This is a genomic window from Methylophaga sulfidovorans, assembly GCF_900114205.1.
Lineage (GTDB): Bacteria > Pseudomonadota > Gammaproteobacteria > Nitrosococcales > Methylophagaceae > Methylophaga > Methylophaga sulfidovorans.
In genome coordinates, this window is the sequence record NZ_FOSH01000001.1 from 41,053 (window position 1) to 67,064 (window position 26,012).

Below are 26,012 nucleotides of genomic sequence, written 5' to 3' on the forward strand. Positions count from 1 at the left end.
CACCACGCAGGATCTCACACTCGAAGTAAGTCTTCTCAAATCGACATAAAATAAAGCGACTAAACTCAGATTTATTTTGTAGAAATCCCTGACAAGTTGATGACATTATTATGCTAATTGTGCACAATAAAGTTATGCACTAGTACCAAAGTACAATACGCAAATACCTAGGGCATAGATAATATAGCTATTAATTAGTTTTGATGGATCAAGACATCGATTGTATGGATTACGTTGATTTAGCATCACTATTAATCTTGTACTGGATATAAAAAATGAAAACATTTAAGAGATTTGCAGGCATAGCTTTATCATTCTTCATTGCTGGCGCAGCATCTGCAGCACATTTAAGCGACGAAGTTATTTACGCAACCAAGAATAAAAAAGAAAGCACTATCCAACATTTTGCCGACGCCTATCAGTATGTCAGCACAGATGGCAGTTTCACTGCGGGTACAGGTCCTGATTATGCTTATCAGCTTAACCCAAATGCGACAACGAACGCTGTCAAACAGGATCAGCTCAATACCGCTTTTGATGCCGCTGCCGCTTCAGGTAAATATTCTGAACTGGTTGGTTACGATGTATCGGATTTTTACAGCACGGGTACATACCCCGCAGCAACAGAAAATACAGACTTTTTCACCTCAGACGTTTTCTCAACTGGCCATGTGAATACCACTTCACTGGGCCTGACGTTTGAGGGCATTATGATTAAGTCTGGAAACACAACTTTGGTGGCATTATTCAATGATGCGATTTCAGAATTGTATTTCAAAACCTTCATCCAACAAGGCATCTCGCATATTGCTCTGTTCAACACAGCCTCTATCTCTGCAGTGCCAGTACCTGCTGCATTATGGCTGTTTGCTCCAGCATTACTTGGAATGGTCGGCTTCCGTAGAAGACAATCAGTGATTAAGTAATTTGTTATCAAAGCTCAACAAAAAACGCGGCCAAGAGCCGCGTTTTTTTTATGTCTGAATAAAGTGATTTTTCATCACTCAATATTTTGGATCTGCTCATTGAGTAGAAGCCTAGACCCTAACAAATTCAATAAGTTATCGAAAATAAGCCGTTCAAAAATGCCTATTTACCCACCAAACTGCCCACCACTTGCCTATGGCTTTTACTAAATCTTAGTGGTTAGCAATGGAAAAACAGTGCCGTTTTTATGCTGCTGTTAGTATTTAAAAATAGCAGTTTTGAAAGGCTTTATCGAGTAATTTTTTCAACACCTTATTTGAAAATGGATACAATAATATCCACTCTTTGTTTTATTTGGCTATAATGGATATAACTATGTCCATTTGGTCTTTGCGGATGAATTTTACCTTACTTGATGATACCGATGTAAGCCAAGCCTATGCGGCTTATTTACGTGAGCTACGAAAGCAGGCAAAGCTGTCACGTGCAGCGCTTGCTGAGCGAAGCTGCGTACCTGCGGCCACCATTAAGAAATTTGAGCTAACTGGGCAAATTTCATTTCGCCAATTGTTGTTGCTTTGGCAGACCCTCGACTCATTGGATAGGCTATATCAGCTCACGCAACCTAGCAAAGAACGCGCTGCTATACCCACGAGTATTGATGAGGTGCTAAAAGATGAGTTTTAAACCCATTCAGAAGCTTAATGTTACTCGAACGCTAAGCTCAGGTGAGCAGGTTGCTGTAGGGGTCTTGGCGCAGAATCGGCAAGGCGTTTTTTTTCAGTATGCTGATGACTATTTGCAGCAGTTTGGCAATTTATCACCGTTTACCTTGCAAGCGAATGCGCAAGTTCAAGTCGCGCCTAAAGCGCCGCACCAAGGTGTACATGGTGTATTTGGAGATTGTTTACCCGATGGCTGGGGCATGCTGTTACAAGATCGTATTTTCCGGCAAAAGGGCATCCTACCTAATCAATTAACGGCAATGGATAGACTGGCCTTTGTCGGAGATAAAGGCATGGGAGCATTGTCTTTTTCTCCGGTATCTGAGTTTTCAGCCACCACGCACGCGGATATTGATTTAGCGACGTTAGGCTTAGAAGCACAAACGCTGTTCGATGCTTCAATGTCAGATTATATGGACGACAACCACGATGAGTTAGATGGACATACTCAACAGGTGCTGGTCGCATTAGTCGCCGGAGGTAGTTCGGGTGGGGCAAGACCAAAGGCACAGATTTATATGCCTGCTGGGGAAGCTCGGCAATGCCGAACCTTTGCAAAGCCTGATGATGAAGCGTGGCTGATTAAATTTACTTCTAAAAATCTCGCGCTTGGCCATGAAGAAGGTTTGTGTGAGGCGGTTTATTTGCAAATGGCCGAGCTTGCCAAGTGTCAAACACCAGTCTGGCAACTCATTGAAGCACCATCTTCAAGCGGTGCACCTGTTTGGTTGGCGCTTAAGCGGTTTGATTATGTCACTGAACAGGCCGACTTAGGCAGCAAGCGCAGTGCAGGTCGATTACATATGCACAGCGCTTGCGGGCTGCTGGATGCAGACTTTAGAACGCCAAGTTTAGATTATATTGACTTGATAAAAGCCAGTCGTCAGTTATGTAAATCACCAGCCGCTGGGCAACTGCAATTTCGCCGTGCCGTTTTTAACCTGCTGTCGTCTAACCAAGACGATCACAGTAAAAACTGGGCGTTTTTGCAAGCGGATGACGGTCAATGGAACCCTGCACCTTTTTACGATGTTACCTACAGCCCACATCCATTCAACGAACACGCCACTGCGTTCGGAGGTTATGGCAAAGCGCCACCGCTTAAGGTGATGCAAAAACTTGCTACCAGTGCTGGCTTTGCGAATTGGCATGATGCAAAGCAAGTCATTGAAGAAGTCGCAGAAGCCATCAGCCAATTTACGTATCTTGCGAAGCAACAAGGGATCAGTAAAACAACAGTGTCTGCGATTGCTAAGACATTGGCTCAGCGCAAACAGGAAAATGCAGCGCTTTTTCAATGACAGTAGAACAAACTTTTCAATTCACAATAAATACAAGGTCTACAGATTGTTACCCATAAGGTAATTTTGTGTAGACCTCTAACCGCTGCATTTATCCATTCAGCAAAATACACTGACGAGTACTCAACTTGCATTTCACACTTTTACGCGCAGAAAAGTGCGGATTTTTACATTTTTATGCGCATAAAAGTGTGATTTGATGGTCTTTGGCATTCAGGGATTCACATCATCGCCTTGGCCAACGCGCAAACTAAACCTAAAAGTAGGATATAAATCCAATTATATTGAGTAAAGTGGGAATATAGTCCCACATTTCATTTATTGGAGTTGCTTGGCCTAAAAAGTTGGACTATATTCCCAGTAATGATTAAATAATGGGAATATAGTCCCTTTGGTTGGTGATATGGCTAAGCGTGACTTACACAATGTACTGTTTCCAAAGCAGCGCAAAATCCTGGTGCAGTTTGGTGAAGACTTGCTGTTGGCGATGAAAAGACGTGGTTTTACAAAAAAGCTACTGTGTGAACGTACTGGTTTTGATCATAAAACCGTGAACAAAGTCTTCGCAGGTGATCCGGGCGTTGCCATAGGCACTTACTTAAAGGTGATGGCCGTTCTTGGCATGGAAAGCAACTTTGCAGAAATGGCCGCTCATGATGAAGTGGGTATCAAGCTGCAAAACATAAAATTGCTGGAAGGTTCAAGATGAGCCGTGAAATCGTCGAAGTCTATGCCGACTGGCAGCCAATTGAGGCGCCTTTGCTAATAGGACAGCTGACTTACAGCGATTCAAGCCGAGGTGGCGTGTTTAGTTTTGCCTACGATAAAGCATTTTTAACCTCAGCTTTTCGCTTGCAAATTGATCCAATCCTAACGCTTCACTCCGGTGAACTCTATAACGATGAAGCCGATAAAAACTTTCGTGCATTTCTTGATTCATCGCCTGATAGATGGGGGCGTATTTTAATGCAGCGGCGTGCGGCGATTGAGGCGCGCAAAGGCATTCGAGCAACAAGTCGATTAAACGAATTGGATTACCTGCTGGGCGTACATGACTCTTATCGGATGGGGGGGATTCGATTTAAGCGAGTAGGCTTGGATGCTTTTTTGGACGACAACTCTGAGTTTGCTGCGCCACCAATGGCTTCTTTGCGAGAGCTAGAGTATGCAGCCATGCAAATTGAAAAAGACGATAACATCGACAGTGACGAGTATTACCGCTGGTTGAAAATGCTGATTTCTCCAGGCTCATCATTAGGCGGTGCAAGGCCAAAGGCTTGTGTGACAGATGAACAAGGCCACTTGTGGATTGCCAAGTTTCCCAATTTAAATGATACCCATGACGTGGGGGCGTGGGAGATGGTTTGTTATGAATTGGCCTTGGCGGCAGGCGTTGACATGTTTCCAAGTGAGATTAGGCAGTTTTCCTCTGGGCATCATACCTTTTTAACCAAACGGTTTGACCGCGACGGTGAAAAGCGGCTGCATTTTTCGTCGGCCATGACACAGCTTCAATACTATGATGGTGAACAATCTCAAGGTGCCAGCTACTTAGAGATTGCTGAATTTATATCCAATTCTGGTGCACAAACCGAAGCTGATTTAGCACAGTTATGGCGACGTATCGTGTTTAATATTGCGGTGTCCAACACGGATGATCACCTGCGTAACCATGGGTTTTTATTAACAACGAATGGCTGGAAGTTATCACCCGCTTATGATTTAAACCCGATAGTGGGTAAGCATGGTCTGCATCTGAATATTACCGATGCAGACAACGCTTTAGACTACCAGCTAGCCTTTGATGTGAAAGACTTCTTCCGACTTTCGCAAACTCAAGCCACGCAAATTTACGATGAAGTATTAATGGCGGTTAAGCAATGGCAAACCGTTGCTAAGCGCCTAGGGATCAGCCGAGCTGAGCAGGCCATGAAAGAATCGGCGTTTAACGTTTAATGAGTCAGTGAAACACTATGTTTATTTTTGGTTGGATAGTGAAGTTATAGTTTCACTTTTATGCTTTGCCTCACTCTTCATGTGTTGTAACTCAAGTGGTCAATATAGCTTTGCCATTTTTTACGCTCAAAATGCGTTGATACTATTACTATCTTTTGTCATTAACGTCATCAATCGCGGGTGTACAAATAATTTTTCCTTACCGGAATTTATTTCTTGCAGCACACCAATATCCGCCAACTGCTTTAAATACGTTGAAGCAGTTTGGCGTTTTGCAATGTCACGTTCTACTAGATTACTGATACGGCAGTAGGGTTGTTCAAAAATAAGCTGAACAAGCTCATAGCTATATATTTTAGGTAGCTGTGCTTTTATGTAATCGGTTGTACTTTCCATAAGTGCCCTAATCGCTGTGATTTTATCACTAGTCCATATGGCAGTTTGCTCGACACCTTTTAGCATAAATAACAGCCAATCTTCCCAATTCTGATCTTTGGTCACTTGGTTCAATAGGCGATAATAGTCTTGTTTGTTATGAACGATGAAACGGCTTAAGTACAAAATAGGTAGCGTTAAAAGACCGCATTCAATAAGGTACAAAACATTTAAAATACGTCCTGTTCGACCATTACCATCATAAAATGGGTGTATAGCTTCAAATTGATAATGGCTAACAGCCATCTTTATCAATGGATCTATATCATCGTCATCATGAAGAAATCGCTCCCAGTTAGTTAACAAGTCGCGGATAACGTTCTCTCCCGCAGGCGGGGTATAGATAATTTCTCCAGTCGTCTGGTTGCCTATAAAAGTCCCCAGTACTTTACGAATATCCATTTCAGCGTGCTTTAACGTACTACATACTTCAATGGCAGTCGCTGTGCAAAGCGGCTTTCTTTCAAGTTGTATATAACCTTGATATAACGCTGTTCTGTAGCGTAAAGCTTCCTTTGTTGCATGATCAGCGCCTTTATCTTCTAGCGCATACTGAAAAAGCTTATCGGTAGTGGTGACAATATTTTCAATTTCTGAACTGTCTTTTGCTTCCAACAAAGGCAATAAGTTAATTAACATGCTTTGGTTAGGTATGAGTTCCCCTGCCTTTTTTAATTCTGCTACAGCGGCGCGTGCAGAAATACAGGCTTTCAGAACGGCCTTCGTTTCTATGGAATTTAGATTTGGCGGTAATGTGGGTAATTGGTTGTAAGGCTGCTCTGCTTGCCAGATCATGTTTAAATTTCCCGTTTATATCGACATAAATGAACTATTGGGTCAGTTTATGTCGATTAGATCGACATATCAATTTTATATGTCGATTTTCTACTGTTTTTTCGACATAAGTTTTTTATATGTCGATACACTCGACACATCAACAATCAATGAATACGACTCACCGAAACCGAGCTTTGAGTAGGAAATTTCAAAGTAATACGCCATCCCTTGGGCTTTTGGGGCAGTCTGGGCAAAGCCTTAATTCACGCTACTTAGCAACACGCCAACCCTGCCCACTCGGTATTTATCACTTGGGGCATTATGTAAATTCTGGGGAAGCTCGCTACCTGCACACTCAGAAAGCTGCACGATCTGGGCATTTATCTACCTACTGCGTCCGATTAGTACTGGCAAACTCCTAACTGAACTTAACAGAACAGTGAGGAAGCAAACAATGAACCCAACCACACAATCACCCACAAACACAGCTCGTCAGCAACGGATTTTGCGCTTGCCAGAGGTCAAGGCAAAAACCGGCTTTGGCCGTAGCACCATTTATGCCTTGATGGCCAATGGTGAATTTCCCCGTTCCATTCGTATTGGGGCGCGTGCCGTGGGCTGGTTAGAAAGCGATATCGATCAGTGGATTGAAACCCGCCGTATCGGTGCTGCTTATGGCCGTGGATAAACCATCAGCATCAACCCCGTTACCTGCAAGTGAGATGAATAACAACACGCCAACATTACCGGCTGGTTTTGCCTATAACGCGCAAAACTGGCTGGTGATGCAACCGGCAGGGCAAGATAGCCCTGTTAAAATCTGCTCTTGGCTGCAGGTGGCCGCCCGTACCCGCGATCCGCAAGGGGACAACTACGGTTATTTATTGCACTGGTTAGACGATGACAATCGCCATCGCTATTGGGCCATGCCCGCAGAGCTATTGGCCGGAGACGGCAGCGAGTACCGCCGAATCCTGCTCAGCCGAGGCATGCGGCTAAGCAACAGTGTCAAAGCGCGGCAGTTACTCTCGCTGTTTATTCAACAAATGGGCGAACTGGCCACGCAAAAGGCTATCAGCGTGAACTGCATTGGCTGGCATCACCACGCTTATGTGCATCCGCGCCTCACCTTTTACCCAAGCGAACACAGCAACAACCCGCGCATGGTGCTGCAAACCATGCACCCGATAGAAGGCTTTATTCAACAAGGCAGTAGCGACAGTTGGCGGCAGCAGGTTGGCCATTATTGTCTGGATAACCCGCTATTAATTGTTGGCGTTTGTGCTGCACTGGCTGCCCCTTTGTTGCACTTGTGCGGGGTGGATGGTTTTGGTTTACACCTCTACGGTGCCAGCAGTACTGGTAAAACCGCGGCGCTGTATCCGGCATTATCGGTGTGGGGCGAGCCTAATCAGCTGCGCCACAGTTGGCGTGCCACGGCCAACGGTTTAGAAGGCACAGCATTAGCGCATAACGATGCCTTGCTAGCGCTCGATGAAATGGGCGAAGTTGATCCAAAAGAAGCGGGCGATGTCGCTTATATGCTTGCCAATGGTCAAGGTAAAACCCGAGCGGGCAAATACGGTGAAATGCGCTTACCCGCCCGCTGGCGTTTGGTGTTTTTATCCACTGGCGAAGTGACGCTCGAAAGCCACCTCGCCAGTATCGGCAAGCGCGTAAAAGCAGGACAGCAAGTGCGCGTAATTGATCTCAGTGCAGACGCCGGAGCGCAAATGGGCGTGTTTAACCATAGTCATGACATGAACGCCGCCGATTTAGCCGATCACCTAAAACAACAAAGTCGCCAACATTACGGCAGTTTGGCCTTGGACTGGTTACGGTATTTAACGCAGAACAGCGGGCAGGTGCGACCCGTTTTCCAAAACGTACGCCAACGTTTTTTAGCCAGCTTACCAGCCGAGGCTGACGGCCAAGTGCGCCGGGTCGCCGAAAAGTTTGCCTTACTGGCCAGCGCAGGGTTATTAGCGATTCAAGCCAAAGTACTCGATTGGCCAGCCCAAAGTGTTGAAGCCGCCTGTTTAAGCCAGCTAAACCAATGGATACTCGCCCGTGGTAGTGTGACTGCCAATGAAGACCAACAAGCCATTCGCCAAGTACGCAGCTTTATTGAGCAACATGGCGAAAGCCGCTTTACGCCCAAACAAACCGGTTACAGCTGCCAAGTACGCCAACGTGCGGGTTGGATAGACCGCTCCGGTGCATCCCTGCACTCGCGGCATACCGTTCATCCTGAACATAACACTACAGGCCCACAAATCCTCTACCTGTTTTACCCAACCGGCTGGCGTGAAGCCACTGAAGGCCTCAGCCCAGATCGCGCCGCCAAAGCATTGATGGCCGCAGGCTACCTAATCCCCGATGGCAACCGACCACAGCGCAAAGTCAGCCTGCCCGACAACACCCGCCCACGCATGTACTGCGTGAAAGGCAGCATTTTGGATGACTAAAAAGGCGATGAATCTTGTGTGGGTTTGTCGCCTTGTAGTGAACCGCCAGTCGACCTAAGGGCTGGGTTCAGTTTGTAGTCCATTGCAGACAATACCGCTAGCGTACTGGTTGTGTACCTAAAATTGATGAGGATTAAAGCCAAGGAGCTCCGGCAAGTGCCGAATAAGATTGATTCATGTACTTATTTGTACTATTTTGACACTCGAATTAAATAATTGACGCACTTTTTCAAAGTGGCCGAGTGAAAATGACTGATACCGTTCTGACTATTAAAGAAGTAGCTGAGTATTTGAAGGTAAATGAGAGAACTGTTTACCGGCTAGCTGCGGCACATAAAATTCCTGCTTTTAAAGTTGGAAATGCTTGGCGCTTTAAAAAATCCGATCTTGAAGAATGGATAAGTACGCAAGCAGCTCAAGGAAAAGGGGTGTTGGATGGTAATAACTGATTATCAAGCAAAATACTTTGCGCAGGAATTAACCATTCGCCACGCTGAAAATGGCGTTGATAAATTGTCTCAATCCCTTTTTGATGCCAGTGTTGATCTTAATCCGCACCAAATTCATGCGGCACTTTTTGCGCTCAACAACCCGTTAAGTAAAGGTGTTGTGCTAGCTGATGAAGTGGGCTTAGGTAAAACCATTGAAGCAGGCTTAGTGCTGTCACAATATTGGGCAGAGCGTAAACGCCGCATATTGATCATCTGCCCGGCGTCATTACGACGCCAGTGGGCACAGGAATTGGGCGAAAAGTTTAACTTACCAACGCAAGTGCTTGATGCAAAAACGTGGCGTAACAGTGTTAACAACGGTCAAACTAACCCACTAGCTAATCACTGCGTTTCTATTATGTCTTATCACTATGCTGCCCGAATGGAAACGCAGCTAATGCTAGAACCGTGGGATATTGTCGTCATCGACGAAGCGCACAAACTACGCAATGCGCATCGTAGCAGCAATAAAATGGGCCAAACGCTACGCCGTGCATTAGACGGCAGTAAAAAGCTATTACTTACTGCCACACCTTTACAAAATTCACTCATGGAATTGTATGGGCTTTCAACCATTATCGACGATCAAATCTTCGGCGATGAGCGAAGCTTCAAACAACACTTTGTCAATAATGAAAGTGCACTAGGGCATCTAAAGAAACGACTTACCGGGTTTATTCAGCGTACCTTGCGCAAAGATGTACTCGAATACGTCCGCTATACCCAACGTCAAACACTCACCGTACCGTTTACACCCTCTAGTGCTGAAATGGCGCTTTACGAAGGTATTAGTGCCTTATTGGAAAAAGACGAGAGCTATGCACTACCAAAGAGCCAGCGTCATTTAACCGGCCTTATACTGAGGAAGCTCTTAGCATCTAGTTCGCACGCAGTGCTCAACACACTCGAAACCATAAAACGCCGATTGGTTGACTTGAAAGTACAGGCCAAATCGGACCTCGATATTATCAGTGAGCTTGTTGAGAGTGATGATTTAGGAGAAGAGTACAGCGAGTATGTTGAAGAAGCACAAAGCAATACCCTTGAGAGTGATATTGACTTTGAGTTACTCAATGCTGAAATAGCCGAGCTTGCGCATTATATCGAGCAGGCTAAATCCATTACCACCGACAGTAAAACCCAAGCCTTGCTAACAGCGCTTAATCAAGGTTTTGCCAAAATGGAGGAGATGGGTGCGCCACGCAAAGTCATTATTTTTACTGAGTCTAAGCGCACGCAAGAATACCTAGCTCGTTTCCTCGAGGCGAATGGCTTTGCTGATAAATTAGTCACTTTCAGTGGCAGCAATAACCATCCAGAAGCAACCAAAGTTTATCAGCAGTGGTTAGCTGACAATCAAGGTAGCGATAAAGTCAGTGGCTCGCCGCAAATTGACCGCCGTACCGCCCTAATTGATTACTTCCGCCATCATGCCGAAGTTATGATCGCAACCGAAGCGGCTGCAGAAGGAGTTAACTTACAGTTCTGTTCGTTACTGATTAACTATGACTTGCCATGGAACCCACAACGGGTAGAGCAACGTATTGGCCGCTGTCACCGCTATGGGCAGCAATTTGATGTTGTGGTGATCAACTTCCTTAACGAAGCCAACAAAGCCGATCAGCGCGTTTTAGAGTTACTGACTGAAAAATTCCATCTGTTCGATGGCGTGTTTGGTGCATCGGACGATGTGCTAGGCAGTATTGAATCTGGTATTGATTTTGAAAATCGCATCCAAAATATATACGAAACTTGTCGAAAACCTGCAGAAATAGAAGCAGCTTTTGATCAACTGCAAAAAGAGCTAGAAGCCGACATTAACCAAAAAATGCGTGAGACCCAGCAACTGCTGCTGGAAAATTTCGATGAAGATATTCATGACTTGCTGAAAATTCAGCTTGATGCCGCGCAGCAACGCCTCGATAAAGTAGGCCGTTGGTTCTGGCAACTCAGTACCCATGAGCTTGCAGCTATCGCAGACATTGACCCAAGCAACCATAGTTTTACGCTTAATCAGAGCATCAATCAGGCGCCTGTTGGTATCTACCAGCTTGTACGCCGAGGACAGCAAAGTGGCAGTATTGAAAACGGTAAACTAGCCAATGCCCATGTGTATCGTATCACCCACCCATTAGGAGAATGGGTGATCAGCAACGCGCTTCAACGTGAATTACCTATTGCCAGCGTAATTTTTGATTACAGCAACCACCAAACAAAAATCAGTATGCTAGAACCCTTAGTGGGTTCGTCAGGTGTACTAAGCCTACAAAAATTTAGTGTCGAATCATTGGAGCGTAGCGAAGACCATTTACTGTTTGCCGCGCAAGATGAACATGGTTATCCGCTACCAAGTGAAGTCGTGCAAAAGCTGATGCAACTCAGTGCCTGTGTGCAAAGTGAAGTTGGTGAGCATGAACTTGCCGCCTTATATCCTGGCTATAAAAATGCGCTACAGCAAGCGTTACAGCAATCGAGGCTTGGCATCGAAAAGCAAGTTAACGATCGCAATCTCTGCTTCTTCGAACAAGAGGTGAACAAGTTAGATTCTTGGGCAGACGATTTAAAAGAAGGGCTTGAACAATCCATAAAAGAGCTTGATAAGCAAATCAAGCAAGTACGTCGCGAAGCCAAAATAGCCCCAACGCTGGAAGAGAAACTTGCCCTGCAAAAACAGCAGCGCCAGTTAGAAAGTCAGCGCAATAAAAGCCGCCGCGAACTGTTTGATAAACAAGATGAAGTGGACGAAAAGCGCGAACAGCTGATTGAAAGCTTAGAAGGAAAACTGAATAAAAAAACCAAAACGGAAGAATTATTTATCATCCAATGGAGTGTTCAATAGTGGCTAACCAATTGTTATCAATGGATATTATCTGGTTCTTTGGCTCAATTCTTATGGCAGCCTGTACTCTAGCAGCTCAAAAACTGCTTGATATAAAACCGCAGCGCACTATAATTACCCCCAACAATACCCCTCCCGCTTCCCGTCAGCTCAGCGCACCGCGAGGGGTTACTCGTTTCTGGGGGGGCGAAAAATGAGCCCAAGCAAGAGAAGCCGCCCAGCTCGCAAGGCTCCCTACAATAAGCCGCCAACCACTTTTAGCGAACAAGTTAAGAAGCTAGTAAGCCGTGGTTTATCCATACCCGATCAAAGCAAAGCCGAGTTCTACCTGTCGCAACTGAACTATTATCGCTTTGCGGCCTATTGCCTGCCATTTGAGCAAGATCACGCCAGTCATCGTTTTCAGGCCAATACCGCCTTTGATGATGTATTAAACCTGTACATTTTCGACCGTGAACTACGCCTACTGGTGCTTGATGCAATAGAACGCATCGAAGTGTCATTACGTACTCAACTGGCCTACAATTTAAGCCATAATCACAACACTGCCCATCCACAGCTAAATCCCGAACTGTTTTATAACCCCATCATTTATGGCGCCAGCATTAATAAATTAGAGGGGGATATTTCGCGCAGTCGTGAAGATTTTATCAAGCACCTGAAAAATAAATATGAAGAGCTTCAGCCACCTATTTGGGCCGTAGTGGAACTGATGACCATGGGGCAGTTGTCAAAATGGTTTTCCAACATAAAAAGCCGAGCAGACCGCCAAGCAATCTGCCGTGTGTATGGCTTAGATGAAAAAATCATGACGTCATTTTGCGAGCATTTATCACTGGTTCGTAACCACGCCGCCCACCATGCACGCCTATGGAATCGTGATTTTACCAAAACCCCCATGTTGCCAAAACGCGGTGAAACAGCATTGCTAGAAAGTCTATCAGTGCTGCCTGACAGCGACCGTAAACTCAGAAAACTCTACAACAGCTTTGTGATGCTGGCTTACCTGATGAATAAAATCTGTGGTGAAAACCACTGGAAGCAACGACTCATCCAATTGATTAACCATCACCAAATAGACATTGACCGCATGGGCTTTCCAGCCGACTGGCAAGCGCGGCCAATTTGGCAAACGAATTAAAGAGTTACTAGGAAAGATTATCAATGAGCAAAACCAAATTAGAACTGACCTGGATAGGTAAAAACGAGCGCAAAAAATTAGAACCGCGCATTTTGTTAGAAGACCCAAGTAAGTCTTACCACGCCAGCCAAAAAGTCACCGAAAACGATATTTTTGATAACAAGCTAATTTTTGGCGACAACCTATTGGCGTTGAAGGCGTTAGAGCAGGAGTATGCTGGCAAAGTGAAGTGTGTGTTTATTGATCCGCCTTATAACACGGGTAGTGCTTTTGAACACTATGACGATGGTGTTGAGCATTCACTTTGGCTGACGTTGATGCGTGATCGCTTGGAGATAATTCGTAATTTGCTCAGTGATGATGGCTCGTTATGGATAACAATTGATGACAATGAAGCCCACTATTTAAAAGTAATGTGTGATGAAGTTTTTGGTCGTGGAAACTTCGTTTCAAATGCTCTCTGGCAAAAAGTTTACAGTGAGAGAATGGATGCAAGAGGGTTTAGCAATGCTCATGATCACATATTGGTTTACCAGAAAACGGATTCTTTCAAAATAAATCAAATACCAAAAGAGCAGAATACTAAGCAATTCAATTTTTATGATGATGTCGCTGGTAAATATTATCGTAGACGTTCACTTAGAAAGGAAGGATCTGAGTCTCTTCGTAAAGATCGCCCATCAATGTGGTATCCAATTGAGGCTCCAGATGGTACTACTATTTATCCTGTGAAACCTGATGGTACAGAAGGCAGATGGCGGTGGAAAAAGGATAACTTGGACAAGAGACAAGATGAGCTCGACATAGTTAACAAAGACGGTAGATGGGAAATCTATGTAAAGCAATATCTTGAGGCAGCAGCAACGCGCCCACCTTCAACGTGGTTCCCAAATACAGAAGTTGGTCATAACCACGAAGCAAAATTAGAAGTAAAAGCCTTTAATCCAGATGACGTATTTACCACGCCTAAACCTGAAAGGTTACTTGAACGAATACTTTTTCTAGCTACAAATCAAGGCGATCTAGTGTTAGATTCTTTTGCTGGCTCAGGCACAACTGGTGCCGTTGCCCATAAAATGGGTCGCCGTTGGATTATGGTTGAGTTAGGTGATCATTGCCATACCCATATTATCCCGCGCTTACAAAAAGTGATTGATGGTGACGATCAAGGTGGTATTTCTAAGTCTGTAAACTGGCAAGGCGGCGGTGGCTTCCGCTACTACAAACTTGCGCCGTCTTTAATTGTTAAAGATAAGTTTGGCTTGGAAGTGATCAACAAAGAGTACAACCCAGAAATGCTCGCCGAAGCGGTTTGTAAGCTGGAAGGGTTTACCTATTCGCCATCGGAAGTGGATTGGTGGGATCATGGTTACTCTACTGAAACTGATCATATTTATGTCACTACACAAAGCCTGTCGGTAGACAAATTAGAAGCACTATCAGAAGACGTGGGCAGTGACCGAACTTTATTGGTGATGTGTGGCGCATTTCGCTGCGAGCCAGCTCGTTTTGCCAATTTAACCTTGAAAAAACTACCAAAAGCCATTTTAGATAAGTGCCAATTTGGGCAAGACGATTATTCCTTAAATGTGGCCAACTTAACGGATGATGCTTCTGACGACAGCATTGCGGTGCAAGATTAACGGTTAATAAGGATAATTATAATGACCATGGATTTATCAAGCTTAAAACCCGACCAATTACGTGCCATTAACAATGTTATCGGCCGTTTAAGTTTACGCCAGCCGCAGCAAGATTCGCTGCGTGCGTTGGCGGTGGCGATTAGTGCTTCTGAACACAAATTGCTGAACCCAAAACGCGATGTGCCAGAATTATTAGAAACGTTAAAAGCGCAGTTTCCAAAACTCAGTGATTTTGAACGCGACTTTCCATCACTGTGTTTTGCCTTGGCAACAGGGGTAGGTAAAACTCGTTTGATGGGGGCGATTATTACCTATTTGTATCAGGTGCATGGCATTCGCAATTATTTTGTTTTAGCACCTAACCTGACTATTTATGAAAAGCTGATCAGCGACTTTTCGCCCGCTTCGTCTAAGTATGTATTTAAAGGCATTACTGATTTTGTACTGGCACCGCCAGAAGTGATCACCGGTGATAACTATGAAAGCCGTGGCGCGCAATTTATGGGGGATATGTTTGGCTCAGTGCGTATTAACGTGTTTAACATTGCCAAAATTAATACCGAGGTGCGCGGCGGTAAGGCACCACGTATTAAACGCTTAGCCGAAACCTTAGGTGAGAGTTACTTTGAGTACTTATCGAACTTACCTGACTTAGTGTTGCTGATGGACGAATCGCACCGCTACCGTGCAAGCGCGGGTATTAAGGCGTTAAATGATTTAAACCCAACGTTCGCGGTTGAGCTAACGGCCACACCCTTTACCGAGTCAAGCCGTGGCCCGGTGCACTTTAAAAATGTGGTAATCGACTACCCACTAGCCTGTGCCATGGATGATGGTTTTGTTAAAGAGCCTGCGGTTGTTACTCAGCGCAACTTTGATGCTAGCCAGTACGATAAAGACGAATTAGAAACCATTAAGTTAATGGACGGTATTCGTTTGCACGAACAAACTAAGGTGGATTTAACCACTTATGCTCACGAAAATGATGCCAAGTTAGTTAAGCCCTTCATGTTGGTGATTGCGCGTGATACCACCCATGCCGCTGAGCTATTAAGTAAGCTTGAAAGCGTATTTGAAGGGCGCTATCGCGGTAAAGTCATTCAGGTGGATAGCAGTAAAAAAGAAGAAGAAACCATTCAAGCACTGCTTAATGTTGAACATGTGGATGAACCCACTGAAATTGTTATTCACGTTAATATGCTAAAAGAAGGTTGGGACGTGACTAACCTGTACACTATCGTACCGCTACGTGCCGCTAATGCACGAACCTTAATTGAGCAATCAATTGGCCGTGGTTTGCGTTTACCTTATGGCAAACGCACTGGTGTTGAAGCCGTCGATACCCTAAGTATTGTTGCGCACGACAAATTCCAGGAGATAGTTGATGAGGCCAATGACCCGAACAATCCACTGCGTCTGAAAACGCGAGTATTAGATCGCCCAGAAGACGATGTAAGTAAACAAAGTGTGCAGGTGAAATCTAACCTAGAGCAGCAACTGACTGGTTCAGGCGTAACCGCTACCGGTGCAGGCGGTAACCGTGAGGTACAAGAACCTAAAGCCACTTATACCACACCTAACCAACAAACCGTTGCCCGCGCTGCATTAGATGTGATTAAGCAATATCAAACACGCCCTACCGATGCGCCAACCAGCAAAGCATTGGTAACGTCTGAAGTTAAAGCACAGATCACCGAACAGGTAAAAGCTCAGTTAACCCAAGAGCAACGGGAGCTATTTACTGAAGAATCGGTGGATATTACGGCGATTGTTGAGCAAGTCACCCAGCTAACGGTGGATAACACCATAGATATTCCGCGTATTATTGTTTCACCATCAGGTGAAGTGCGCACCGGCTATCACCCGTTTGACTTGGATATTGCAGCCATTAAAGGTTTAAAACCAATTGATAGAACGCTTATTCAACAAAGCCTGCAAGACAATCACCAAACCATTCGCGGCGAAGGCGATTCGGGCAACTACGAGCCGGTGAAGCAGAACTACATTTTGAAGAAATTGTTCGATTACGACGATATTCCTTACGACGAGCAAGCTGAACTGTTGTTTGATTTAGCTACTCAAGCAGTCAATACACTGGCGGCTGAAAACGACGACGATGTGGTTGAGAACATTCTGCAAAACCAAAGTGATGCTATTGCGAAGTTAATTCATGCGCAACTAAATAACCACTTCTTTGAAGAAGCAACTGAGTACGTGGTCGATGTACGCAGTGGCTTTAGCACCTTACGTGACTGCGCTTACACCATAGCGCAAGACCAGCCGGTGCAAAGCTACCGTGATACCGTCCGCGATGTTAGTCGCATCAAGCAAATGCTCTTTGGTGGTTTTAGCCGTTGTTTATACCCAGTGCAAAAGTTTGACTCAGACACTGAGCGCCGTTTTGCGGTGATTTTGGAACATAAACACGAAAAGTGCGAAAAGTGGTTTAAGCCGGCCAAAGGCCAATTCAAGATGTACTACAAACGCGGTAGCGAGCACCCTGAATACGTGCCGGATTTCGTTGCTGAAACCGCCGACTATGTCTTGATGATTGAAACCAAAAGTACCCAACATCAAAACAAAGACGGCAGTTGGAATGAGGAAGTCACCGAAAAAGCACGCAGCGGAGTGAAATGGTGTAGTCATGCCAGTGAGTACCTTGCACAACACGGTGGTAAACCTTGGAAATACTTACTCATTCCACATGATGCTGTGAAAGAGACTAATTCATTAGCCTACTTCACCCAGCAGTTTGCTAAAGCTGAGTAAGGTTAACAATTATTCGTGGCGCTAAGGCTTAGCGCTTTGCTTAGACAATAGCATTCGCCAAGTATTTTGCTGTTGGTACCCTCATTATTGAGGGTACCAACACTCGCTTTAATCCAAACATCATTCTCCGGCCCACAAAGGTGGTGCAGCAGCGCTAGGTTGATCTGGTGGCTGATCACGTTGGCGTTTCGTTTTTGGCGCTCTTTTTTCAAGCCTCTCAATAATAACCCCGTACATGATTTTCCTATTTGCTCCGGCGAACTGGGCAGGCAAAAAGCACGGTTTTGTTGTTTGGGGTGCAAGGTAGCGCGCTTTCCTGTTTTAGACAAAGGTGAAATGCACCAAAAGATACAGGCGTTGGCGGGCGTGTTTGCTTGCAATGTATTGGTTTGACTAGTGCCATTCCTATCTGTCGGTAATAAATGTGCTGGCAACAAAACCAACCCGCCTTGCGCGTGTCCATCAATCTCAGGTAAAGGTAGCCAATACAGGTTTGGCCAATGCTCGGGGCTATGCCATTTTTCTACGATCACTTGTGCGCCAATGCTGTTCAGCCATTGGTGAATCGGGCAGCCTAGGTGCGCTTGTTTAACGCGCGGTAACTGATGTGTCAGCCAGCGAGTTAAACGTTCGGCTGCATTATCGCACTGGCTTAGTGCTGGGTAGAGGGTAAACGCGCCATGTCCCACCAGTAAAGCGACCAACTGCTGTATCCATTCTCTATCCCAATCGTTACCACTTGCCCATAACACGTCACACACCACCTTGTTGGTTCTTCATGCCGTCTATTTTCAGTGGTCGGGTACAGACTCGGTGGTGAAATAGATGAAAGAAATGGCCATCAAACTAACCAGTCAAATCGGCTTTTCGTTTTGGCCTGTGCGAGGCTAACTGTTTGATATACATAGTCCAATACAGCTCTGTTTGGCGTCATTCAACTAGTGCAAAAAAATCGAGACGCCAAACGATCGTTTGCATTCTGGGTTTAAAAAACCAAACGGTTTGTACTTTGATGCCGATGTTGGTTTAGGGGGCAAAAAGTGCCAAACCTTTCTTTAAGCCAGTACCGGCAAGGCCTAGCAGCGTTGGATTTCAATCGAGAAGACAAACAGTAAATGGGCTAATTTCCCTGTTTGGCGTTTCGATCCAAAAGCCAAACGGATAGTGGTTTTGGCGTAAGGGGGTAAACTTTCGGTGTGAACAGTCTTGGCATTTAATGCGGGGTTTGTTGCATACTCCGTTTACCCATTCATTATCACAGGCTACGGAGTAGCCACTTCGGCCCTGTTGGTTTTGCCAACGATTGGCAAAGATATCTTCTCTTCCACGAAATCGTTGTCTGAATAGGGCGACTTTTTGTTCTGGGGTGAATGTCTGTACTGAACGCTCGTTTTGAGCGCTACGCAAAGCCCCTCTTAATGTGAGAAGCTGCTGCTTTTCGTTTTCAAGCTCAGCTAGCCTGTGATCAATAGCAGAAATGTTTGGGTAGCGAGCGTCATTCATAACAAACCAATTTTGATTCGCAGCGCTATGAAGCGCGAACTTGCGGTGGCTTGATCAGCGACTCTGCTGGAATACCTAGTCCTTCATGAAGTTTCCAAATCATTTTTAGCGTGAGTGATCGCTTATGGTTTAGGATTTCATAAACACGATTGCTTTTACCTATCATGGGTTCAAGATCTTTAACCGTTAAGCCTTTGCGCTCCATCTCAAACTTTATTGCCTCAACAGGGTCTGGCAAATCCATTGGAAAATGCTTTGCTTCGTAGGCCTCGACTAACGTAACCAAAATGTCCAGCTTTTCGCCTTCAACGGTATCTGGCTCCGCCATCATTAGGTTTTCGATGTCGTTTAATGCCGCGCGGTAGTCGGCATCTGTTTTAATAGGTCTGATGTCCATTATATTTACCTCTTGTTACTACCTTTTGGCTTTAAATCGTTTGCACATCAATTTTTTATTCGGCTCGTCTATGAGCCTCACCCTTCGGGCTCGCGTTGCTCATGAAAATTCGTTCCCGACGAATTTTTCGTATTGTGCATGGCTGCCTATAAACCGTATGTAAACCACCTTATAGGCATAATTGATCCAAACGACTAACCGGTATTTATTACCGGCAATGTTAAACACGACACGCCCATCTTTGAGGATGCTGGCATTTCTAAAGTCTTGTTTCACATCCGCCGGTGCTCCCCAATCAGCGTTTAATGCATGCCTATACCACGCTAACGTTGGCTCTTTCGCGTCAATGTATTCTGGGCTGTCTTCCCAAAATGTTTTTAAGGTTGATAGTGCGATAATTCTCATAAATCGATGTTAGTCCCATATTGGGACTCTTGCAAGTTTGACTGTTTTGATTGGAAGTTAGGAGTTGTTACCGCAGCCCCTATTGGTCACAGTAAATGAATGCGGGTGTTATTTTTTATCTATAATTGCATATCAAAACATACTAAAAGATATGCAATAACTAATCATTCTTGTGGTATTTAGATTAGGATGATATGTTTTTATGTATAATTATTCTTAAGTGATGCATTAAGGCGTATCTAAATGAGCTATGTGACAGAGCAGATACTAGAAAGTCTTCGAGAAGCTCGGGTGCGTAAGGGACTTAGCCAAAGAGAGCTGAGTGCGCGTTCGGGTGTACCTCAAAGCCATATTTCGAAAATCGAGTCTGGCGGCGTTGATTTAAGAATGTCCAGTTTGATTGCACTTGCCCGTGTGCTCGATTTAGAGCTGTTTGTCGCACCAAAAAAGTCTGTCCCCGCCATTAAGTCGATCATTCGAAGCAGCCAAGGGATTAGCGATGAAGGTGAGGTAATGTCGCCCGCATATCAGTTAGGGGAAGACGACGACGATGACTAATCATGTTTCTACGCTCAACGTGTTGCTCTATGGCGAGCCCATCGCAACGATCACTAACGTGGGCAATGACAGAACGCTTTTTGCTTTTATGGATTCGTACATTAATGACGAATCACGGCCTGTGTTAGGGCTGGGTTTTAAAGATGCACTGGGTGGCTTGTTGACTAACTTTAAACCGACCCAAACCAAGTTAACTCCGTTTTTCTCCAATCTTTTGCCAGAAGAAACCATGCGAAATTACCTGGCAGAGCGTGCCGGAGTAAACCCAGCGCGGGAATTTTTTCTATTGTGGGTATTAGGGCAGGATTTAGCAGGTGCGATCACGGTTGAGCCGGCTGATGGTGAAGCGCTACCACCTAATGTGCTTCAAGACATAGAAGATGAAACGAAAATTGAATTGCCAATGCGTTTTTCATTGGCGGGTGTGCAGTTGAAGTTTTCAGCCGTACAACAGGCAAACGGTGGGTTGACTATTCCAGCAACCGGTAAGGGTGGCTCTTGGATTGTGAAATTGCCATCGTCTCGATTTGACGCTGTGCCAGAAAATGAATATTCGATGATGGAGCTGGCGCGCAAGTTAGGTATGGATGTGCCAGAGACCCAGCTGCTCCCGATTAACCAGATAGCTAATATCCCAGATGGAATTGGTAAATTTGGCCGCTCTTTTAAAAACGCTCAGGCGTTTGTGATTAAGCGCTTTGACCGTGCAGATAATCAAACCGTACACATTGAAGATTTTGCGCAAGTGTTTGGCGTCTATCCTCAAGATAAGTACAAGAAAGCCAGTATGCGCAATATTGCTCAGGTTATCGGCATCGAAGGTCAAGACGAGGACATCGCAGAATTTACGCGCAGGTTGGTGTTCAATACCCTAATTGGCAATGCCGATATGCATTTGAAGAATTGGTCTGTGATTTACAAAGACAAGCGCACGGCATCCATTGCGCCCGCTTATGACTTTGTTTCGACCATTCCTTATATCCCCGATGATAGTGCGTCGCTGAAGGTGAGTCGTAGCAAGAAATTCAGTGATTTCACGCTGGATGAGTTATCACACTTAGCCGCTAAAGCCATGCTGCCAGAAAAGTTGGTGTTAGATACTGCCAAGCAAACCGTGGCCGGCTTTCATGAGCTATGGCAGAAAGAAAAAGCGCATTTACCGCTTACCAAGTCGATGATTGAAGCAATTGAAAAACATTTGCGAAGCATACCGCTACGCTAAAATGAGAACCGACGCGTACAAAAATGCAGAGGCGTCGGCTATAGTGGCTTGAAAGCTGTGTTTGAAAGGTATGTTTGGTGACTTGTGTTGTTAATCCAAGCCCCAATTGCCCCATTCCTTGGGGCGGTTCAAATCCCTCTTATACATCTTCTAAAGCTTGCGGTATCAAGTGTTGCCCCATTGTCCCAACTGCCCACAGTAAGTGAGCAAATGGGTGGTTTGCTAATTTCGCCTGATTGGCTTTTTTGGCATACGGCTGCGTTTGCCATCGAAGAACGCCAATACACCGAACCAATAGAGTGATTCTTCATAACCTAGACTGTACGTTGGTTGTGCAGGCGGGATGAGTCCCAGTTTACGACCTAGGCGGACAATCACGTAGAACATTAGCTTTAGCGTCAGCCAAGGTGCGAGTACCACGAATGTCGTCAGACAATACCGGGTAAGCGCGTAGGCTACGCCATGAGGTTGTTCGAGTAAGGCAATACCAATACACCAACCAAGGCCTGCCAACATGCCTATTGGAAAGGTAATGGGGGCGAGTCGCATCATAAGTTGCATGTTAACGCCCTCCTGTGCTGTGTTGTTGGTGTTGTGAAGAGGGCTCAAAGTTCACCAGTGGTTCAACCACATCAGCCACAGTTTGATGGGCAATACGGCGCTCTTCAAAGTAATCGTGGCGGTCATAGATGCCCTCAACGCCTTTTAGCTTATGGTTAAGGCAGCGTTCGGCCACGTTGCCTGCGATACCTAAAGAGGCAGCAAGACTGCGAAAGGTGCGGCGTAAATCGTGTATGGTGAAGTGTTCAAGCTTGCCCATTTTATTGGGAGGCTGTTTTTTACGCCCAGGCTCGCGACCAAATAGTTTAGAAATGGCGCGGTTCAGTGTATCTGGCCCCATATGTGGACGATGACTTGCTCGTCTGGCTGGGAAAACATAAGGCGAGCCACAGGCGCGGATTTGCAGCTCCTTAAACCAAGCAATAGCTTGGCGGGGTAAGGGAATGCTGATTGGCACGCCCGTTTTACTGCGTTCTTTGGGCAGGTCCCATACGCCCGTGGTTAAATCCATTTCACGCCACATGGCTTCACATAGTTCGCTTTTGCGCACGCCCAATACTAGAAACAGGCAGCAAGCGAGGTAGTTATCGCGGCCAAAGCTGTTGATATGGGTATGAAACACACTGAAGGCGTAGTGAATTTCCTCTTTGCTGAGCATCCTGTCTTTACTGGTCTCCACACCACCGGCATCGTCCACGGTAAATGCTGCGGCTGGGTTGTTCAGGGTTAAGTCGAGCTTTATCGCATGTCGAAATAGCTGCTTCATGTACATCAAGGTGTCGTTGGCAATGGTAGGGCGGTTACTTTCTCGAATGCGCTCTAATACTTCGCGAACATCGCGTGCGGTCACCTCAGAAATACACTTAATGCCAATGACTGGGCTTATCTCTTTGGTGTAAACCCGATACGGAATCTTGGGGTGCTTTAGTCGTCGACTCAGATCGGTTCGATACCAGTCATGGAACAGTTGATCCACGGTTTCAATGTCAGGTAACTCGATTTTCTGTTTTTCTAGAAGAGGATCTATGCCGTCACGTACTTCTTTTCGAAAATAAGCGGCGGCAATTCTAGCGTCTGCCAACGACATTAAAGGAAATTGCCCCAAGGTTGCTTCTCGTCTTCCTTTGGCTGTGGTGTAGCGGATCATCCAGTAAGGCGAGCCTTGTTTGCGGACGCAAAAGTATAGACCTTCACCATCTGAATATTTTTTTGGTTCGGCTTTGCCGTATGCAATAACCTGTTTTGCTGTGAGTTTTCCCATGCTTACTCCATAGTTGCTGAAATAATGGAGGGGGCAATAATGGCTGCCCACCACCGATTTGCTTATTGAATCAGCAGCTAACCTGTTGTGGTGGTGAGTTAAATGCGAAAATTGGGTAACTTACTGCCCACCAATTTGCTCACCGCAAAATGCTTATTGAGCCAAAATGAGGGGACTGCCCACCATTCTGCCCACCACTAAACAGGTAGTTGGTAACGGACATCTGCAAACCGATTTGGACGGGAAAAATAAAAAAGCCCTGTATTTTCAATGCTCTTCACAAGGTAATACAGGGCTTTTAGGACATTCTTGGACGGGTGAAAAAACTATTCGATATTTTGGATCTGCTCACGCATTTGTTCGATTAACACTTTTAGATCAACTGAATAACGTGTGGTATCGGTATCAATTGATTTAGAACCCAGGGTGTTGGCTTCACGATTCAATTCCTGCATCAGAAAATCCAGGCGGCGGCCGATTGGTTCATCGCGCTGTAGAGTATGTTTCACTTCATTCACATGATTCTGTAAACGGTCGATTTCTTCAGCGACATCGGCTTTTTGTGCTAACAGCACCATTTCCTGTTCAAGCCGTTCCGGCTCCAGATTGACTTCAAGCTCAGCAATCCGGTCTGATAGTTTTTGTCGATGGCTGGCAAGAATTTCTGGCAGACGGACTTTAGTTTGTTCAGCAATATCGTTTATTTGCTCACAACGTTGAATAATCATTTGCTCCAGCGCCGCACCTTCACGCTCACGTGTGGCGACTAAATCTGCCAGGGCGTGTTTTAAAGAGTTCATCACAGTTGCTTGTAGCGCATCTTGATCCAGGCTTTCGGTTTGAATAACACCAGGCCATTGCATTACACGTAAAATATCAATCGGCGCGGCATTGTCTGTAAACGAAGCGAGCTGCTGATAGTTTTCCATAACGGTTTTCGCCAGACCTTCATTCATTTGTAAAGAAGTCTGCGTTTGCTCAGGCGCACGATAGCGTAATGCGACTTCAACCTTACCGCGACTCAATGTGTCGCTGATCAGTTTGCGCATCGCCATTTCAAATGGGCGAAAACTTTCTTCTAAACGGAAAGAAACTTCCAGATAACGATGATTTACTGAGCGAATTTCCCAGCTCAAGCTGCCAAGCTCAGTTTGCTCCTCATGGCGGGCAAAGGCGGTCATACTTCGTGTCACAATCATGTCCTATTTCTGAATTAATCTGACATCTTACAGAAAACCATTGTTAAAAAGCATCTGCGGTAGCAATTTATGGCAGGTATAATAGATTAAATTTGACTGAGGAAAAGCGAATATGCGTCCAAGTGGTCGTCAAGCCAATGAATTAAGACTGGTTAATATTACCCGTAACTACACTAAACATGCTGAAGGCTCTGTGCTGGTAGAGTTTGGAGACACCAAAGTACTTTGCACTGCCACCGTTGAAGAACGTATTCCACAATTCTTACGTGGCACTGGTGAAGGTTGGGTCACTGCTGAGTATGGCATGCTTCCTCGTTCTACCGGTAGTCGTATGCAGCGTGAAGCAGCCAGAGGTAAACAAGGCGGCCGCACTATGGAAATCCAGCGCCTTATAGGACGCTCATTGCGTGCAGCGATTGATCTGAAATCATTAGGCGAACGTAGCATTACCATTGACTGTGATGTGATTCAGGCTGATGGCGGCACCCGCACCGCCTCTATTACCGGTGCCTATGTTGCTTTGCATGATGCCATCAGTCATTTGATCAAGATTAAGAAATTGAAATCCAGCCCTCTGCATGGTCAGGTAGCATCAATCTCCGTCGGGATTTATAACGGCACTCCTGTATTGGATCTGGACTATGATGAAGATTCCTCTGCTGAGACAGATATGAATGTAGTGATGAATGACGCTGGTGCCTATATCGAACTACAAGGCACAGCTGAAGGTCATGCATTCCGAGCCGAAGAACTACAGTCCATGTTGGATTTAGCGAGTCACGGCATTACTCAGTTGATGGAAAAACAACGGGAAGTACTGGCAGTATCATGAAAAAAATCGTCTTAGCAACCGGCAATCAAGGCAAGCTGCGTGAGTTTGCACAATTACTATCACCTCTCAAAATCAACATCGTCTCGCAAGCTGAACTCGATGTGGTTGAGGCTGAGGAAACCGGTTTAAGCTTTGTCGAAAATGCCATCATTAAAGCGCGTAATGCTTGTAAGCAGACTGGCTTAGCTGCCATTGCTGATGACTCAGGTATTGAAGTAGATGCCCTGCGCGGTGCGCCGGGCATTTATTCTTCTCGTTATGCTGGTGAATCTGCCAGTGATGAAGACAATATCGCAGCACTGTTGAACGCACTGAAAGACGTCCCTGCTTCTGAGCGCGGTGCACGTTTTCAATGCGTTATTGTTTTTATGCGTCATGCTGAGGATCCGACACCCTTAATTTTTCAGGGAAGCTGGCAAGGTCAAATTATGACAGAGACGGCAGGTGAAGCTGGCTTTGGATATGATCCCATCTTTTTTGTACCTGAAACAGACTGCAGTGCTGCAGAACTCAGCTCAGAACAAAAACACGCGATCAGCCACCGAGGTCAGGCCATGCGTCGGTTTGTAGAAGAATTTCCATACAGTCGCCATCAGTTCTAA

General features: G+C 45.4%; 24 protein-coding genes. 16 read left to right on the forward strand and 8 right to left on the reverse strand.

The window, feature by feature from the left end:
• Positions 1 to 275 precede the first annotated feature (275 nt).
• From BM232_RS15005 to BM232_RS00250, 5 genes are all read left to right on the forward strand, one after another.
• On the forward strand, positions 276 to 926 hold the full coding sequence (locus BM232_RS15005) for a VPLPA-CTERM sorting domain-containing protein (protein ID WP_091711192.1): 651 nt from the start codon (positions 276 to 278) through the stop codon (positions 924 to 926).
• Positions 927 to 1,302: 376 nt separating this feature from the next.
• Positions 1,303 to 1,614 (forward strand): helix-turn-helix domain-containing protein, encoded by a 312-nt coding sequence (locus tag BM232_RS00235; RefSeq protein ID WP_425435486.1) that lies wholly within the window; start codon positions 1,303 to 1,305, stop codon positions 1,612 to 1,614.
• Entirely contained in the window at positions 1,604 to 2,953 is a 1,350-nt protein-coding gene (locus tag BM232_RS00240) for a type II toxin-antitoxin system HipA family toxin (protein ID WP_091711193.1), read from the forward strand. The genes BM232_RS00235 and BM232_RS00240 overlap by 11 nt, the downstream gene beginning before the upstream one ends.
• Before the next feature lie 403 nt (positions 2,954 to 3,356).
• Positions 3,357 to 3,662 (forward strand): helix-turn-helix domain-containing protein, encoded by a 306-nt coding sequence (locus tag BM232_RS00245; RefSeq protein ID WP_091711386.1) that lies wholly within the window; start codon positions 3,357 to 3,359, stop codon positions 3,660 to 3,662.
• Complete coding sequence (locus BM232_RS00250) at positions 3,659 to 4,909, forward strand: type II toxin-antitoxin system HipA family toxin (RefSeq protein WP_091711194.1); 1,251 nt, start codon at positions 3,659 to 3,661, stop codon at positions 4,907 to 4,909. The genes BM232_RS00245 and BM232_RS00250 overlap by 4 nt, the downstream gene beginning before the upstream one ends.
• A 126-nt stretch (positions 4,910 to 5,035) precedes the next feature.
• Here the strand turns inward: BM232_RS00250 and fic are convergent, their stop codons facing one another.
• Positions 5,036 to 6,139 carry a protein adenylyltransferase Fic gene (fic, locus tag BM232_RS00255; RefSeq protein ID WP_091711195.1) on the reverse strand — a complete coding sequence of 368 codons (1,104 nt, stop codon included), beginning with the start codon at positions 6,137 to 6,139 and terminating at the stop codon, positions 5,036 to 5,038.
• 436 nt (positions 6,140 to 6,575) lie between these two features.
• Between fic and BM232_RS00260 the strand changes: the two genes are divergently transcribed.
• The 7 genes from BM232_RS00260 (at position 6,576) to BM232_RS00295 (ending at position 17,472) form a co-directional block, all read left to right on the forward strand.
• Positions 6,576 to 6,809: a helix-turn-helix transcriptional regulator gene (locus tag BM232_RS00260; RefSeq protein WP_091711196.1), complete on the forward strand. Its 234-nt coding sequence runs from the start codon at positions 6,576 to 6,578 to the stop codon at positions 6,807 to 6,809.
• The gene (locus BM232_RS00265; protein WP_091711197.1) at positions 6,796 to 8,589 is read left to right on the forward strand and encodes a DUF927 domain-containing protein; all 1,794 of its coding nucleotides are present in this window, start codon (positions 6,796 to 6,798) and stop codon (positions 8,587 to 8,589) included. Before BM232_RS00260 ends, BM232_RS00265 begins: the two co-directional genes overlap by 14 nt.
• A gap of 248 nt (positions 8,590 to 8,837) precedes the next feature.
• Positions 8,838 to 9,038, forward strand: coding sequence for a methylation-associated defense system helix-turn-helix domain-containing protein MAD1 (gene mads1, locus BM232_RS00270; protein WP_091711198.1), 201 nt, complete (start codon positions 8,838 to 8,840; stop codon positions 9,036 to 9,038).
• On the forward strand, positions 9,025 to 11,919 hold the full coding sequence (locus tag BM232_RS00275; protein WP_091711199.1) for an SNF2-related protein: 2,895 nt from the start codon (positions 9,025 to 9,027) through the stop codon (positions 11,917 to 11,919). The genes mads1 and BM232_RS00275 overlap by 14 nt, the downstream gene beginning before the upstream one ends.
• A gap of 193 nt (positions 11,920 to 12,112) precedes the next feature.
• Positions 12,113 to 13,060: an Abi family protein gene (locus tag BM232_RS00285; protein ID WP_091711201.1), complete on the forward strand. Its 948-nt coding sequence runs from the start codon at positions 12,113 to 12,115 to the stop codon at positions 13,058 to 13,060.
• A gap of 23 nt (positions 13,061 to 13,083) precedes the next feature.
• Positions 13,084 to 14,703: a site-specific DNA-methyltransferase gene (locus BM232_RS00290; protein ID WP_091711202.1), complete on the forward strand. Its 1,620-nt coding sequence runs from the start codon at positions 13,084 to 13,086 to the stop codon at positions 14,701 to 14,703.
• 21 nt (positions 14,704 to 14,724) lie between these two features.
• Entirely contained in the window at positions 14,725 to 17,472 is a 2,748-nt protein-coding gene (locus BM232_RS00295; RefSeq protein ID WP_245752777.1) for a DEAD/DEAH box helicase, read from the forward strand.
• Positions 17,473 to 17,474: 2 nt separating this feature from the next.
• Here the strand turns inward: BM232_RS00295 and BM232_RS00300 are convergent, their stop codons facing one another.
• The 4 genes from BM232_RS00300 to BM232_RS00315 form a co-directional block, all read right to left on the reverse strand.
• On the reverse strand, positions 17,475 to 18,233 hold the full coding sequence (locus BM232_RS00300) for a hypothetical protein (RefSeq protein WP_245752778.1): 759 nt from the start codon (positions 18,231 to 18,233) through the stop codon (positions 17,475 to 17,477).
• A 331-nt stretch (positions 18,234 to 18,564) separates the two neighbouring features.
• Positions 18,565 to 18,975, reverse strand: a complete 411-nt coding sequence (locus BM232_RS00305; RefSeq protein WP_245752779.1) for a TOTE conflict system archaeo-eukaryotic primase domain-containing protein — start codon at positions 18,973 to 18,975, stop codon at positions 18,565 to 18,567.
• Between the two features lie 25 nt (positions 18,976 to 19,000).
• On the reverse strand, positions 19,001 to 19,372 hold the full coding sequence (locus BM232_RS00310) for a helix-turn-helix domain-containing protein (protein WP_000354815.1): 372 nt from the start codon (positions 19,370 to 19,372) through the stop codon (positions 19,001 to 19,003).
• 99 nt (positions 19,373 to 19,471) lie between these two features.
• Positions 19,472 to 19,777, reverse strand: coding sequence for a type II toxin-antitoxin system HigB family toxin (locus tag BM232_RS00315; protein WP_091711203.1), 306 nt, complete (start codon positions 19,775 to 19,777; stop codon positions 19,472 to 19,474).
• Positions 19,778 to 20,020: 243 nt separating this feature from the next.
• On the opposite strand from BM232_RS00315, the gene BM232_RS00320 reads away from it, so the two are divergent.
• Positions 20,021 to 20,335, forward strand: a complete 315-nt coding sequence (locus tag BM232_RS00320; RefSeq protein ID WP_091711204.1) for a helix-turn-helix domain-containing protein — start codon at positions 20,021 to 20,023, stop codon at positions 20,333 to 20,335.
• Complete coding sequence (locus BM232_RS00325; RefSeq protein ID WP_091711205.1) at positions 20,328 to 21,557, forward strand: type II toxin-antitoxin system HipA family toxin; 1,230 nt, start codon at positions 20,328 to 20,330, stop codon at positions 21,555 to 21,557. The genes BM232_RS00320 and BM232_RS00325 overlap by 8 nt, the downstream gene beginning before the upstream one ends.
• A 222-nt stretch (positions 21,558 to 21,779) precedes the next feature.
• Here the strand turns inward: BM232_RS00325 and BM232_RS00330 are convergent, their stop codons facing one another.
• The 3 genes from BM232_RS00330 to BM232_RS00340 all read right to left on the reverse strand — a co-directional run bounded on the left by BM232_RS00330 (position 21,780) and on the right by BM232_RS00340 (position 24,572).
• Positions 21,780 to 22,118, reverse strand: coding sequence for a hypothetical protein (locus BM232_RS00330; protein WP_091711206.1), 339 nt, complete (start codon positions 22,116 to 22,118; stop codon positions 21,780 to 21,782).
• 1 nt (position 22,119) lies between these two features.
• Positions 22,120 to 23,379, reverse strand: coding sequence for a tyrosine-type recombinase/integrase (locus BM232_RS00335; protein WP_091711207.1), 1,260 nt, complete (start codon positions 23,377 to 23,379; stop codon positions 22,120 to 22,122).
• Positions 23,380 to 23,705: 326 nt separating this feature from the next.
• On the reverse strand, positions 23,706 to 24,572 hold the full coding sequence (locus BM232_RS00340) for a YicC/YloC family endoribonuclease (protein ID WP_342708110.1): 867 nt from the start codon (positions 24,570 to 24,572) through the stop codon (positions 23,706 to 23,708).
• 118 nt (positions 24,573 to 24,690) lie between these two features.
• Between BM232_RS00340 and rph the strand changes: the two genes are divergently transcribed.
• Together rph and rdgB are read left to right on the forward strand one after the other, a co-directional pair.
• Positions 24,691 to 25,410 carry a ribonuclease PH gene (gene rph / locus BM232_RS00345; protein WP_091711208.1) on the forward strand — a complete coding sequence of 240 codons (720 nt, stop codon included), beginning with the start codon at positions 24,691 to 24,693 and terminating at the stop codon, positions 25,408 to 25,410.
• A complete protein-coding gene (rdgB, locus tag BM232_RS00350) occupies positions 25,407 to 26,012 on the forward strand; it encodes an RdgB/HAM1 family non-canonical purine NTP pyrophosphatase (RefSeq protein ID WP_091711209.1) in 606 nt (201 codons plus the stop codon). The genes rph and rdgB overlap by 4 nt, the downstream gene beginning before the upstream one ends.